The organism is Arthrobacter sp. B2a2-09, from assembly GCF_027587375.1.
Taxonomy (GTDB): Bacteria; Actinomycetota; Actinomycetes; order Actinomycetales; family Micrococcaceae; genus Arthrobacter.
Genome location: NZ_JAMXIC010000016.1, coordinates 25,920 through 38,750, shown reverse-complemented (window position 1 = coordinate 38,750; position 12,831 = coordinate 25,920). Strand labels below are relative to the sequence as shown.

Here is a 12,831-nt window from a genome sequence, read left to right as displayed (position 1 = left end):
GTCTGCACAGCCACGCCCATTTAACAGGTCGCGAGTCCTGCTTCGTGGAGTGGCAGGAGCCGGACGGCCAAACAAACAAAAAACGTCCGCAGATTTTCCGGTGCCTAACCGGAGGGCTGCGGCAAACAACAGTTAGCGGAGGATATGGCCAAGAAGGACGGGGTCATTGAGATCGAGGGCGTTGTGACTGAGGCGCTGCCCAATGCGATGTTTCGCGTTGAGCTCACCAACAAGCACATCGTTCTTGCACACATCTCGGGGAAGATGCGACAGCACTACATCAGGATTCTCCCTGAGGACCGCGTAGTGGTGGAGCTAAGCCCTTACGACCTCACACGTGGTCGCATCGTCTACCGCTACAAGTAATTGCTGGGCGGCAGCCTTGGGAAACCAGGGAAGTGCCGCTTCAGCTGACCAACTGCAACACGCAAAGGAACGCCATGAAGGTCAAGCCGAGCGTTAAGCAGATCTGCGACAAGTGCAAAGTGATCCGCCGTAATGGCCGGGTCATGGTGATCTGCGAGAACCCGCGCCACAAGCAGCGCCAGGGCTAATTCCCCGCAAGGGAACTAGCGCCCGCGAGGGCAACCTGGGTTGCTAACCCACGCAAGTAAATAAAGGCAGCACAAGCTGAATTGGGACGTACAGAGCCCGGACAGCTAACCCCCGGTCGGAGGCCGGGGCCGCACTGAAAGTGCGGGTGTACTGCTTACGACCTCCGGTTTATTCAAGGAGTACTGCCACTATGGCTCGTCTCGCTGGCGTAGACATTCCCCGCGAAAAGCGGTTGGAAATTGCGCTTACTTACATCTACGGCGTGGGCAAGACCCGTGCACACGAAACCCTGGCTGCCACCGGCATCAGCGCTGACGTTCGCGTCAAGGACCTGACTGACGCCGAGCTGGTCCAGCTGCGTGACTACATTGAAGGCAACTACAAGGTTGAGGGTGACCTTCGCCGCGAAGTAGCAGCAGATATCCGCCGCAAGGTTGAAATCGGCAGCTACGAAGGCCTGCGTCACCGCAAGGGCCTGCCCGTACGCGGTCAGCGTACGAAGACCAACGCTCGTACCCGCAAGGGCCCGAAGCGTACCGTCGCCGGCAAGAAGAAGGCCGGCCGCTAGAAATAGCTGCTGACTTTCCCCCGATAACTTTCTGTAGGAGAAATAATGCCCCCGAAGACTCGTGGCGCGGTTCGCAAGCCGCGTAAGAAGGACAAGAAGAATATCGCGCTTGGCCAGGCGCACATCAAGAGCACCTTTAACAACACCATCGTGTCCATCACGGACCCGAACGGTGCTGTAATCTCCTGGGCTTCCGCCGGTGAGGTTGGATTCAAGGGCTCCCGCAAGTCCACCCCGTTCGCCGCCCAGATGGCTGCCGAGGCTGCTGCAAAGCGCGCCCAGGAGCACGGTCTGCGCAAGGTTGACGTGTTCGTCAAGGGACCGGGATCCGGACGCGAGACCGCAATCCGTTCGCTGCAGGCCGCTGGCCTCGAGGTCGGCTCCATCCAGGACGTCACCCCCAGCGCCCACAACGGTTGCCGCCCGCCGAAGCGCCGCCGCGTCTAATTGGATTCTTGGCCTTGCCGGCCGGGTCCGCCACGGAACAGCCTGACTGCTCCGCGGCGCCCGGCCGGCAAAGCCGGAACCAAGCCGATTTCCACCACCTGTGTTGCGTCATATAGCGGATGCTCGCCGAAAGGAAACCTAAGTGCTTATTGCACAGCGCCCCACTCTGTCTGAAGAAGTAGTCTCCGAGAACCGCTCGCGTTTCATCATTGAACCGCTGGAACCGGGCTTCGGTTACACCCTCGGAAACTCCCTCCGCCGTACCCTGCTCTCCTCCATCCCCGGTGCCGCTGTAACCAGCATCCGGATCGATGGCGTGCTGCACGAGTTCACCACGGTTCCGGGTGTCAAGGAAGATGTCACTGAGATCATCCTGAACATCAAGAGCCTGTCCGTGTCCTCCGAGCACGATGAGCCGGTTGTTGCATACCTGCGCAAGCAGGGCCCTGGAGTCGTCACCGCCGCGGACATCGCTCCGCCGGCCGGCGTCGAATTCCACAACCCGGATCTGCACATTGCCACGCTGAACTCGAAGGGCAAGTTCGAGCTCGAACTGACCATCGAGCGCGGCCGCGGCTACGTTTCGGCAGCTCAGAACAAGTCCGGCGACTCCGAGATCGGCCGTATTCCGGTCGACTCGATCTACTCGCCGGTCTTGAAGGTTACCTTCCGCGTGGAAGCTACCCGTGTTGAGCAGCGCACTGACTTCGACAAGCTGATTGTCGACGTCGAGACCAAGCAGGCTATCGCCCCGCGCGACGCCGTTGCCTCGGCAGGCACCACCCTGGTGGAGCTGTTCGGTCTTGCACGTGAGCTGAACACCGCAGCTGAAGGTATCGAGATTGGCCCGTCGCCGACGGATGCTGCCCTGGCAGCTGACATGGCACTGCCGATCGAGGATCTGGACCTCACCGTCCGTTCCTACAACTGCCTCAAGCGTGAGGGCATCCACACCGTGGGTGAACTCGTTGCCCGCTCCGAGGCTGACCTGATGGACATCCGTAACTTCGGTGCGAAGTCCATCGATGAGGTCAAGGCAAAGCTGGTTGAACTGGGTCTGTCCCTCAAGGACTCCCCTCCCGGTTTCGATCTTGCAGCCCGCGCCGCAGCCATCGAAGAGGACGACGCCGCGTTCAGCGACGACGAGCTCTAACAAGCAGATCTTGGCCACCGAGTCCATGTTCGGACCCGGACGGCCTTCATTACAGGAGAAATTACTATGCCTACCCCCACTAAGGGTCCGCGCCTCGGAGGCGGTCCGGCTCACGAGCGACTGATGCTCGCGAACCTGGCAGCAGCACTGTTCGAGCACAAGCGCATCACCACCACGGTCACCAAGGCCAAGCGCCTGAAGCCGTATGCAGAGCGCCTCGTGACCTTCGCCAAGCGCGGCGACCTGTCCTCCCGCCGTCGCGTGCTCGGCCTGATCAGCGACAAGGGCATCGTCCACGAGCTGTTCACCGACATCGCCGGCGCCGTTGCCAACCGCGATGGTGGCTACACCCGTATCACCAAGATCGGCAACCGCAAGGGCGACAACGCTCCCATGGCTGTCATCGAACTGGTTCTTGAGCCGGTTTCCCCGAAGCAGGCTGTAGTTGCCGAGGCGACCAAGGCTGCCGAGAAGGCTGCTCCGGTTGCCGAAGAAGCCGCTCCGGTTGCTGAGGAAGCTGCTCCGGTTGCTGAGGAAGAGGTCGTTGAGACCGAAGCCGAGGCTCCTGAAGCTGAAGCTGCTGAAACCGAAGAGGCTCCGGCCGCTGAGGAAAAGAAGTAATTCACTGAATTCTTCACAGTAGACTTAAGTCTATGAACGAACGAAAACCCGCTGCCCCCGTTTTGGGGGGCGGCGGGTTTTTGCGTGTCAGGATGGATCTTTCCTACGAGGGCGGCCCCTTCAACGGGTGGGCACTTCAGCCCGGTCTCCGGACCGTGCAGGGATCGTTGGAAGAGGGGCTGGCGCTGATCGTGCGCCGCCCCGTACGGGTCACCGTGGCGGGGCGAACCGACGCTGGTGTCCATGCTCGAGGACAAGTGGTGCACATTGATTTGTCCGAGGCCGAGTGGGGCGGACTGCCGAGAGGCCACGAGATCGATCCCGCCGCCGCGCTGCTGCGGAGGCTTCGTGGCGCCTTGAGCAGGGTCCTGCAGGACGAGACCGGCGCCATCGAGGTGCACGACGTCGGACTGGCGCCTGACGGTTTCGACGCTCGCTTCTCAGCGTTGTGGCGCCGCTACAGTTACCGGATCGCCGACGGCCCGGAACGCTGGGACCCGGTTCTGCGTCGGCTGACGTTGTGGCACAAGGCGGAGCTGGACGAGGGAGCCATGAATTCCGGGGCTGCTGCGTTGTTGGGGCTCCAGGATTTCCGCGCGTACTGCAAGCCCCGTGAGGGAGCCACCACCATTCGTGAACTGCAGCGGCTTGAGTTCGTCCGCGGAAGTGACGGTGTACTCGTCGCCAATGTCCAGGCCGATGCATTCTGCCACAACATGGTGCGTGCGTTGGTGGGATCCGCATTGCGCGTGGGGGAGGGCCTGGAAAGTCCGGAGTGGCTGCATGAGCGCCTGCTTGCGGGGATCAGGGATGCCAAGTCGGTACTCGCCGCGCCGCACCCCTTGGTGCTTGAGGAAGTGGCCTATCCCTCTGACGATGAACTGTTTGCGCGGGCCGAGCTGACGAGGGCCCGGCGGGAGTAGGTTTGCGGGCCTCCGAGGCACCCGCTAGGAGGTCCTCCTCGACTCTGGGTGTCGAGGAGGACCGGTCTTTTGGGGGGACTCATTGGGCGCCCTCGACGTTGAGTCGTCTAGAACGCTCCGACGAAATTCTTCATGACATTGATGACCGCTGGACCGATGATCACGATGAAGAGCACTGGCAAGATGCAGAACATGAGCGGGAACAGAACCTTGATAGGCAACTTCATCGCCTTTTCTTCGGCCCTTTGGCGTCGCTTGACGCGCATCTGCTTTGCCTGAGTCCGGAGGACGTTTGCGATGGCGATCCCATACGTGTCCGCTTGGACGACCGCCCGGACGAAGCTCCGAACATCTGTAACCGACACCCTCTCTGCCATCGCAAGATAGGCTTCTTTGCGGCTGCGGCCTACCTGCATGTCCTGGAGTGTCCGGGCTAGTTCTGCAGCCAGCGGCCCTTTTCCGTTTTGTGCTGCCCTGGCCATCGCAGATTCAAAGCCGAGACCCGCTTCGACTGAAATGAGCATCTGGTCAAGCGTATTGGGTAGTTCCAACTCGATCGCCTCCTGCCTCTTCGCTCCGCGGCCGTGGATGAGAATGTCGGGAACGAAGTAGCTCAACACCACCAGAAAGATGGCGAAAAGCACGGCGTTGCTGCTTGGCGTTCTAAAAACCACGAGGAATCCCAGGATGCTCACGACCAATGCCATCGCCGGCTTGGCTATCAGCAGGCGCTCTAAAGGCATGCCGGCTGGTCGCCCGGCCCTCGCAAGGAGCTTGTCAAGCCAACCCGCATAACCGGCGGGCGTCAGGCTAAGCCCTAAAGCGACCCGTTTTGCCTCGGAAGTGGAGCCGACCACAACGCCGCCATTCGAGGCGACGGGGACAGCGATTCCGCTGCGCCTGAGGTTGGTGCGAACTGCTGCGATCCCACTTCGGTCAACTGAAACGAACGACCACACGATGTAGGTGCAAGGCAGGACAACGAGTCCCACCATCAACCAGGCCATGGTAGTCACGATGCCCTCCTAGAACTTGATCTTGACAACACGGCTGAGCCAGAAACTGCCTGCAACCAGAAGAACTATGGCCGCGATCACCATCAACCACCCCAATGGGCTGGTATAGAGCGTCCCGACATAGTTGGGGCTGGCCACCGTCAGGTAAAGGAACATGCCGACGGGGAGAGCCACCAGAATGTATGCCGAAAGTTTGCCTTCGGCGCTGAGCGACTGCACCTGGCCCTTGATCTGGGCCCTTTCCCGCACCGTTTCCCCGACGTGGTCCAATACTTCGGCCAGGTCGCCACCAACTTCCCGATGGATTTCAATTGCCTGGGCGGTCCAATCGAAGTCCTCGCTACGCAATCTGCGTGCCGCATCCAGCATGGAGTCCTTCAAATCGCGTCCCAGGAGGGACTCGTTGACGAGCCGGGCGAATTCTTCGGAAGTAGGTGCTTCTGCTTCTTTTGCTACTGCGTCAACGGCACGCAGGAGGCTGTGGCCCGCCCTGAGACCACCTGAGAGCATCAGCAGGGTGTCGCCGAGCTGTTCCTCGAATTTCCGCCGACGGCGGTCGGTCTTGAATTTCAAGAAAAGCATCGCGAGGAAAGGCGTGATTACCAGAACCAGAATTCCAAGGAACAAACCGGCCAAAACGAAACCTACGACCCCGCCTGTCACAGCGATGCAGGCAACCAGCAAGATGAAATCGGATTGGCGCAGTTTCAGCCCGGCCTGTTCAAGCAAATCGCGGCTGCCGAATCTAGCGTTCCGACTGACGTTTTGCTCGACGAAAGTCGTTGCCTTGCCGGTAACGCGGGTGAGAAGCGAGGGTTGCTCCGTCACTCCGGGCCGGCGTCGGGCCAGTGAGATCTGGTTCCGTCCGGATCCAATTGTCGTGAAGAACAGCGTCGCCAGGGCGACGAGCCAGAACCCAACGCCGATCGCGAAAAAGGCAGGTTCAGTGACGGTCATCGGAATGCGCCCCCAATCGGCACGGTTCCAAAGACGGCGGGTGAAAGCCCGATCCCCAGATCAGCGAAATGATCGACGAACCTCGGCCGCACTCCGGTCGGAACAGGGCGTCCGAGGAACCTTCCGTTAGCGTCCACCCCGGCACCATAGTCAAAAACGAAGGCATCCTGGAGGGTGATGATGTCGCCTTCCATTCCTTGAACCTCCGTAACATGGGTAACCCGACGCGTGCCGTCGCGAAGACGGGAAATATGCACGATCAGGTTTACTGCCGATGCAATCTGCTCGCGAATGGCACGGAGCGGCAAGTCCATTCCGGCCATCAAGACCAAAGTCTCAAGGCGGGCGATTGCGTCGCGGGGAGAGTTGGCGTGAACGGTGGAAATGGAGCCGTCATGGCCGGTATTCATTGCCTGCAGCATGTCGAGGGATTCACCCCCGCGCACTTCGCCGATCACGATTCTGTCCGGGCGCATGCGCAGCGAGTTCCGTACCAGTTCCCTAATGCTGACTTCGCCCTTTCCTTCGATGTTTCGTGGCCGGCTTTCCAGCCGAACCACATGCTCCTGCTGAAGCTGAAGTTCGATTGCATCCTCGATGGTAATGATGCGTTCTTCCGGTGGGAGGAACGAGGACAGGACATTGAGTAGCGTGGTCTTACCGGTGCCTGTACCGCCGGAAACAATGATGTTGAGCCTGCCCTGCACGCAAGCGTGCAGGAGCTCGGCGATCTCCGGAGTCATGGTGCCGTACGAAATCAAGTTCGCCACCGTGAGGGGAACGTGGCCGAATTTTCGAATGGTGAGTGTCGAGCCACCGACAGCGAGTGGCGGGATGATCGCATTGACGCGGGATCCATCCGAAAGGCGAGCATCGACGAGAGGGGAGGATTCGTCGATCCGTCTCCCGACTTTCGTGACGATGCGCTCGATGATCCGCCGAAGATGTTCCTCATCGCTGAATTTTGCACCGGTGAGATAGAGCTTGCCGGCCCGTTCCACGTAGACCTTGTCGGGGCCATTGACCATGATCTCCGTGACAGCTGTCTCATCGAGGAACCTTTGTAGTGGACCAAGGCCCAGAACGTCGTCAATGATTTCTTTGACAAGTCGTTGCCGCTCAAGCGCGGAAAGTGGAATTTCGTCTTCTTCGATAATCGCGCGGAGTTCGTCTTTGACGTACTGGTGCAACTCCGCTTCCTCCATGGAAGCATCGGTGATTCGGCTTCCCATTCGCTCGTAGAGAGCAGTCCCGGCGCGATCCTTGATTGCATTGAGCGCTTCATTGGTGTCGGAGGAATGCCGTTGTTCAACGGATGTAGACGCAGGGTGACTCACAGGATCGAGCCCAGCCGGGCCCCACGGGGCCGCTTGGGAAGTCGACTCCGAACCCGACACAGTCGCCTTATCGAAATTGCGGGCTTCTTCCAGCCTTTTGGCGAGACTCATTGGACTACTACCCTTCTGTGAAGTTTCTTATGTGGCCTTTCTTCCCAAGACGGCTTGAACCGATCAACCAACTCGGAAAGTCCCCTGGCGGCGGCATCCTTGGATCCGTCCTGCAGCAAGGGCACGCCCTTGTTGGTTGAGAAGGGAACGGACGTCGAGCGGCGAAGCACGACGTCAACGGGTGAACCGATCGTGGACTCCACATCCTGAAGCGTGAGCCCGCTTCGGCGGTCCGCGAAGTTCAGGACGATATGGCGCCTCTCCGGGAGAAGCCCCACCTCATTCAGAATGTTCAGTCCCGTCCGGAGTCCGCGAATACTGGGAATGTCCATCCCGCAGACCCACACGACGTCTGTGGCTACCTCCAGGGTGGCGAGCACATGCTCACCCAGGCCAGGCGCAGTGTCGACAACAACAAACTGAAACTCATCTGACAGTTGCTTTATCAGGTGCCCTACCTGGTCACCTGAGATCTTGTCGGCGTCCACTGGATTGAGTGGAGCACAGAGCGCGTAGAGGCCGGCAGGATGCATCGTCAGATAGGACTTGAGGACCATGCTGTCCTGAACCGCGGCTCCGTCCACCGCGTCCGTAAGAGTTCGTTCGGGATCAAGGTTGAGTCCCGAGGCGACATCTCCAAATTGCAGGTCCAAGTCCACTACGACGACGCTCATTGGCGCGACTTTGGCCAAACCCACCGCGAGGTTAGTTGTGACAGTCGTCTTGCCGACGCCTCCTTTCGGGGACATGACCGCGATGATGCGGCCGACGCTGGGATGACCCTCAACTGAGCTACCAAGGCCACGGCGCCTGCCGGCGGCGGCTAGGCTCGCACGTTCGAGCATGGAGCGAATTTCATCCGCGTCCGCATCGGGTGACAGTAAATCGCGAACCCCGGCACGCATTGCCGGTAGGGCTATTTCGGACCTGCTTTCCGTTACAAGAACGACGCTGATTTCCGGGAACTGAAGGTCGAAAAGACTGGCAAGCCGGATTGAATCCTCCAGCGGGAGGCCAGGACCGAGGAGGATAACCTCGGCAATCTCTCCCGTCAGTACGCGGAGTATGTCCTCCGGGCTGGGTGGAAGGTAGTCAGCTGTGATCACGTGGAGGGTGCCGCGCAGCCCGGTAGCTGCATGCCGCGCCCTGCGCTCAAAGTCCGCATCAGACGTGATCACTACGAACCGGCTCATCGGTACAACTCCGTCTTCTTGATCACAACAGGTGCGCTCTCTGCGGCGGAGGCGGGTTCCTTGGTGAGCCACAACTTCCCGAACTCAGCCGCGAATGCCAATTTGGCTGAATCCACGTCACTACGGGCGAAAGTCACGAGCAACTGGCCGGTTGGCAGTTCAGTGTTCGCCTGTTCCTGCGAGTTTGAGGTTGAGTTCGAAGCTTTGGCTTGGGAACGCTGCACGCTCGTGACCAGAACCTTGTGGAAGACCTCCTGGGACGTTGCTGCACTCGAGGAGTCACCGCCGGATCCGGCAGGGAAGAGGACGACGATACCTACCGTGTCACCCGCGGCGATTCGTCCACCCACCACCCGCTGGGCCTCCAGTTGCACGGAGATTTCCTGCATTCCAGCCGGGACGGGAACAGAGCCAGGTGCCGCCAAGCTGCTGGGGTCGACGAGCCGCGCTCCCAGTAGTGCCTCACCCGGCATCAGGTCCGTCGCAGCCACTTTCCCTTGGACGCCGTCCAGGCTCTTGAGCGCCCCGTTGGGGACGGACGCTGTGGGCAGAGACGTCAACTTGACCGACGACCTAATCGTGTCAAGGCTGGCGCCTGAGGGAATCTGAGCCTGGACTACCAACACATCAACAGGTTGAAGGTCCTTCTGAGCCCGGGCTTCAGATCCTTGTACGTATGAGACCAGTAGCAGTGTGCCGGCGATTGCGAGCACTAGAGCAACGATGCCTCCCAGTAGGCGAGTTTTCACTTTCTTCCCCTTAATTAGTACCTAATTGCTGAGACCGATGTTTTCGGTTCCGAGGTCCGATCCACCGCCACCGCTGCCAACTGCGTCGATGGTCTGATATTTGATGAACTGTCCGATAATGCAGCGATCATTTCCGCTAGAACATGCCAGCGAGCTCGTCATGTTGGGGTCCGATGTCTTGTTTCGGAACTCGTAGACGCCGTTGTTTCCGAATTTCCATCCCCAGATCTTGAACGTTGCATAGCCGATGATGTGGAATGTGCCGTTATTGCCCTGATTGGTAGCGTCGTCAAAGACCGGGAAGGTCACGTTCGCGTCACCACCGCTAAGAATGGTGTCTTCCCAGCCTTGAAGAGTGCTCTGGCAAAGGGACGGAGGGTTGTTTCCTGGGTCTGAGCCGATGGTGTTGCTTCCGACCTGGGTGCTCGCATAACACGGGGCACTCTGGACCAGCCAACCCCAACCGCCAGGTATTTGCGTTCCGGATGGGCCAGTGCATGTTCCGCCTGGCTTGTACGAGATCCTTTGAACCTGAGCGGTTTGGCTGGCGGACGACAAGTTGAAGCAGCTGTCCGAAATTGCCAGCGGAAATGCGCCGCCCGAACCTAGCGGCCCCCATTTTGCCTGGGCGGAGGCGCGGATGTCCGCTGTCTGAATCCCGAGGGCGCGTGCGAAGACGAGGGAGAAGTGGTTACTCGCGGACGGATCTTGGGCCTGAATGGTCACGTTCACAATGTTGCCGCTGACGGTTGCGACGATTGCTTGACCGTGGCTGTCCAGGGTATTGCCATTGGCAAACTGTGCTGCGTATGCCGTTTGGTCAGCAGGACAAGTGCCGGCCGGCAGTTTGGAACACTTTTGGGCAATCGCTATGGCCGCGGCATCCGCCCCGTTCTGGAGCTGTGCGTGCTCGGAATACATTGAGCCCACATCCACGGCGAACGCCGCCATACCAAGCAGGAACACCATCAGAATTGCCGTCAGAGGAGCCACGACGCCGCGCTCCGGGTGATCAATCCTTATCCGCCGCATCGCATAACACCTGTCCCTTTGACGGTCAGACTTGAAGGCATGCCTGGAATTAGTGCCGGGAAGCCGGTCATCCAGGCGGTCGTGTAGCTCACGTTGGCCACCGCGTTGTTCCCCGAAGAACACGTACCAGTGCCCGAATAGCTGATGGTGATGTTCGACGCGCTCAAGGCGACAGACGGTGCCGCTGCAATTCCGGCGCTCTGCGCATTTGAAGCGCTGTATGTGGCCTCTGAGCAGTGGATGGCCGCGTAACGGGAGGCCTCCCGTCCGGCCTCGGAAAGCGAAACTTGAATGTTGAAAGCCCTGCCGAATTCGGCGATTCCCAGAACAAGAACTATCAACAAGGGAAAGATGAGAGCGAATTCGACCGCTACTGCGCCGGATTCCCGGGTTGCTGTCGGCTTCGCGGTTGAGCGGTTCCGGATGTTCATCACAGACCTGCCACAACATGTTCGAACCCCGGAACGAGTTGGGCGCCCAGGGTACCTACGATCGTGAAGATGATCGTGGCGATGAAGGCAACGAGGAGGCTGTACTCTACGGCGCTGGCGCCGGCCTCGGAGCCACTCGTGACCCTGAGTGTTTTCCTCAGACGTAGTGAGAGAGTGATTACCTGAGACTTGAGACCTTGCACAACCCCTCCTTGACGAGAGTGATTTCCAAATAAAAAGCCCAGGGGCGAAGTGGTTACCAGTGGAGCAGAAGCCCGAACTGTTCCGCCCGCCCCTGGGCTGATTACTTTGTTGTTATTTGTTAGAGCTGGCTTGAGATGGAAGTGAATGCGGTGTTGACTTGCCCGCCGAGAGTGCCGACGATCACGACAATGACGGCAGCGATCAGCGCTACGAGCAAGCCGTACTCGACTGCGGTGGCACCCTCTTCGGATTTGAATAGCTGCTGCGCTCGCCACCTAAGAATCAGCGCTTGCATTCCTAGAGTCTTCATCTGGCTTGCTAGAGCTTGTTCGAGATGGTTGTGAAGGCGGTGTTGATCTGGCCGCCCAGAGTGCCGACGATCACGACGATGACGGCGGCGATGAGGGCTACGAGCAAGCCGTATTCAACGGCTGTCGCGCCCTTTTCGGAGGTGAAGCGATCTTTGACTCCGGCGACGAAAGCAATGACAGAAACCATGAGAGATGACATTGGAAAACCCTTCCCAGATAAGTGAATTTGTCTACGATTTCCCACCGCCTACATATCCCGTTTAGCGGTTCGGATTTCGATAGGACAAGAATTGCCCGTGGGAGGGTTAACAAACAATGCGTAGTGGTACTCGTCTTTTCCGGTGCGAGTGGCTTTGACTACTCGACGGACGATTCACGAGTACTCGGTTTACCTGCCTAAGTACTACTTAGGCGCCCGCACAGATGGGGCTCTTGTGAACCGAGGGAATTGGGAAGACCGTCAGGACCTCAAGCAACGAGCAGGACCACTCCAATTGCCGCGGCGAACATGGCAGGTCCGTGTGCCACCTCAGATGGCTTGATTCCGCGCTTCAGACGCAACAGCAGTACCGTCATCACCCCGCCCACCACGAATCCCAGCAGTCCCCCGTAGAACACCTGGCTCCAGCCCAAGTAGCCCAAGTACATTCCGAGTGGTGCTGCGAGCTTCACATCGCCCATTCCGAGGCCGCCCGGAGAAATTAGTCCGAGAATTAAGTACCCAAGGAACAAAATGACGGCGCCGGCAGCCGCGCGCAGCAGTCCAGACCAGTCAGGAACGAGCGCAGCCGACATAGTTAAAAGACCAAGGCCGGCAGCAAGTAGCCACAGGACCAGTGGGTTTGGGAGCAAATGGTGCGCGACGTCCACGCGTGAGAGCTGCACTGCCATCACCCCCAGGAGCAGGTAGGCAGCGAGCATCGGGGAGAATCCGAACCGGAGCGTCAGGAGGCCAAACACGACGCCGGTAGACGCCGCCGTCGTGATCCGGACAGCGGGGGAGGGGAGTCCGCCAAGTCGGGGCAGGGATCGGGCTATCAGAACCTCGGCCAGAGGGCTCGTGAGCAGCCCCAGGAGCCCGAAGGCGGCCACAAGCAAGGGCTGGGCGGCTGCTGCTGTCATGGCATCTCCTAGGAGCTTAGAAACGATCTCAGTTGTTCACGCTGGTTGCCAGCCTATTTTGACCCTGAAGCTCCTTGCGGCTATTGTTGATAGTCGTTGTG

Annotated in this window: 17 protein-coding genes and 1 pseudogene; 7 read left to right on the top strand and 11 right to left on the bottom strand. The window is 59.5% G+C overall.

Annotation, left to right across the window (positions count from 1 at the left end; genetic code table 11):
* The first annotated feature begins 144 nt into the window (after window positions 1-144).
* The 7 genes from infA (at window position 145) to NFJ07_RS16425 (ending at window position 4,267) form a co-directional block, all read left to right on the top strand.
* Window positions 145-366 (top strand): translation initiation factor IF-1, encoded by a 222-nt coding sequence (gene infA / locus NFJ07_RS16455; RefSeq protein ID WP_009358723.1) that lies wholly within the window; start codon window positions 145-147, stop codon window positions 364-366.
* Between the two features lie 74 nt (window positions 367-440).
* Entirely contained in the window at window positions 441-554 is a 114-nt protein-coding gene (rpmJ, locus tag NFJ07_RS16450) for a 50S ribosomal protein L36 (RefSeq protein ID WP_011775570.1), read from the top strand.
* Between the two features lie 191 nt (window positions 555-745).
* Window positions 746-1,123, top strand: a complete 378-nt coding sequence (gene rpsM / locus NFJ07_RS16445) for a 30S ribosomal protein S13 (protein WP_011775569.1) — start codon at window positions 746-748, stop codon at window positions 1,121-1,123.
* Between the two features lie 45 nt (window positions 1,124-1,168).
* Complete coding sequence (gene rpsK / locus NFJ07_RS16440; protein ID WP_028265083.1) at window positions 1,169-1,570, top strand: 30S ribosomal protein S11; 402 nt, start codon at window positions 1,169-1,171, stop codon at window positions 1,568-1,570.
* 142 nt (window positions 1,571-1,712) lie between these two features.
* The gene (locus NFJ07_RS16435; protein WP_136321891.1) at window positions 1,713-2,723 is read left to right on the top strand and encodes a DNA-directed RNA polymerase subunit alpha; all 1,011 of its coding nucleotides are present in this window, start codon (window positions 1,713-1,715) and stop codon (window positions 2,721-2,723) included.
* 66 nt (window positions 2,724-2,789) lie between these two features.
* Window positions 2,790-3,344, top strand: a complete 555-nt coding sequence (gene rplQ, locus NFJ07_RS16430; RefSeq protein ID WP_269995908.1) for a 50S ribosomal protein L17 — start codon at window positions 2,790-2,792, stop codon at window positions 3,342-3,344.
* A gap of 32 nt (window positions 3,345-3,376) precedes the next feature.
* The gene (locus tag NFJ07_RS16425; protein ID WP_269995907.1) at window positions 3,377-4,267 is read left to right on the top strand and encodes a tRNA pseudouridine synthase A; all 891 of its coding nucleotides are present in this window, start codon (window positions 3,377-3,379) and stop codon (window positions 4,265-4,267) included.
* A gap of 107 nt (window positions 4,268-4,374) precedes the next feature.
* Here NFJ07_RS16425 and NFJ07_RS16420 read toward each other — a convergent pair whose 3' ends face one another.
* From NFJ07_RS16420 to NFJ07_RS16370, 11 genes and pseudogenes are all read right to left on the bottom strand, one after another.
* Complete coding sequence (locus NFJ07_RS16420) at window positions 4,375-5,283, bottom strand: type II secretion system F family protein (protein WP_269995906.1); 909 nt, start codon at window positions 5,281-5,283, stop codon at window positions 4,375-4,377.
* Between the two features lie 9 nt (window positions 5,284-5,292).
* Window positions 5,293-6,240 carry a type II secretion system F family protein gene (locus NFJ07_RS16415; protein ID WP_269995904.1) on the bottom strand — a complete coding sequence of 316 codons (948 nt, stop codon included), beginning with the start codon at window positions 6,238-6,240 and terminating at the stop codon, window positions 5,293-5,295.
* Complete coding sequence (locus NFJ07_RS16410; protein WP_269995902.1) at window positions 6,237-7,688, bottom strand: CpaF family protein; 1,452 nt, start codon at window positions 7,686-7,688, stop codon at window positions 6,237-6,239. Before NFJ07_RS16410 ends, NFJ07_RS16415 begins: the two co-directional genes overlap by 4 nt.
* Window positions 7,685-8,881, bottom strand: coding sequence for an AAA family ATPase (locus tag NFJ07_RS16405; protein ID WP_269995900.1), 1,197 nt, complete (start codon window positions 8,879-8,881; stop codon window positions 7,685-7,687). The genes NFJ07_RS16410 and NFJ07_RS16405 overlap by 4 nt, the downstream gene beginning before the upstream one ends.
* Window positions 8,878-9,630 carry a Flp pilus assembly protein CpaB gene (gene cpaB, locus NFJ07_RS16400; protein ID WP_269995898.1) on the bottom strand — a complete coding sequence of 251 codons (753 nt, stop codon included), beginning with the start codon at window positions 9,628-9,630 and terminating at the stop codon, window positions 8,878-8,880. The genes NFJ07_RS16405 and cpaB overlap by 4 nt, the downstream gene beginning before the upstream one ends.
* A gap of 21 nt (window positions 9,631-9,651) precedes the next feature.
* Window positions 9,652-10,785 (bottom strand): Tad domain-containing protein, encoded by a 1,134-nt coding sequence (locus tag NFJ07_RS16395; RefSeq protein ID WP_269995897.1) that lies wholly within the window; start codon window positions 10,783-10,785, stop codon window positions 9,652-9,654.
* Between the two features lie 140 nt (window positions 10,786-10,925).
* A pseudogene (locus tag NFJ07_RS16390) lies at window positions 10,926-11,093 on the bottom strand (TadE/TadG family type IV pilus assembly protein); the annotation flags it as partial.
* The gene (locus NFJ07_RS16385; RefSeq protein WP_269995896.1) at window positions 11,093-11,296 is read right to left on the bottom strand and encodes a Flp family type IVb pilin; all 204 of its coding nucleotides are present in this window, start codon (window positions 11,294-11,296) and stop codon (window positions 11,093-11,095) included. The pseudogene NFJ07_RS16390 and the gene NFJ07_RS16385, both read right to left, overlap by 1 nt.
* Before the next feature lie 119 nt (window positions 11,297-11,415).
* Entirely contained in the window at window positions 11,416-11,592 is a 177-nt protein-coding gene (locus tag NFJ07_RS16380; RefSeq protein ID WP_269995895.1) for a Flp family type IVb pilin, read from the bottom strand.
* A gap of 23 nt (window positions 11,593-11,615) precedes the next feature.
* Entirely contained in the window at window positions 11,616-11,807 is a 192-nt protein-coding gene (locus tag NFJ07_RS16375; RefSeq protein WP_269995894.1) for a Flp family type IVb pilin, read from the bottom strand.
* A 269-nt stretch (window positions 11,808-12,076) separates the two neighbouring features.
* On the bottom strand, window positions 12,077-12,730 hold the full coding sequence (locus NFJ07_RS16370; RefSeq protein ID WP_269995893.1) for a prepilin peptidase: 654 nt from the start codon (window positions 12,728-12,730) through the stop codon (window positions 12,077-12,079).
* Window positions 12,731-12,831: the final 101 nt, after the last annotated feature.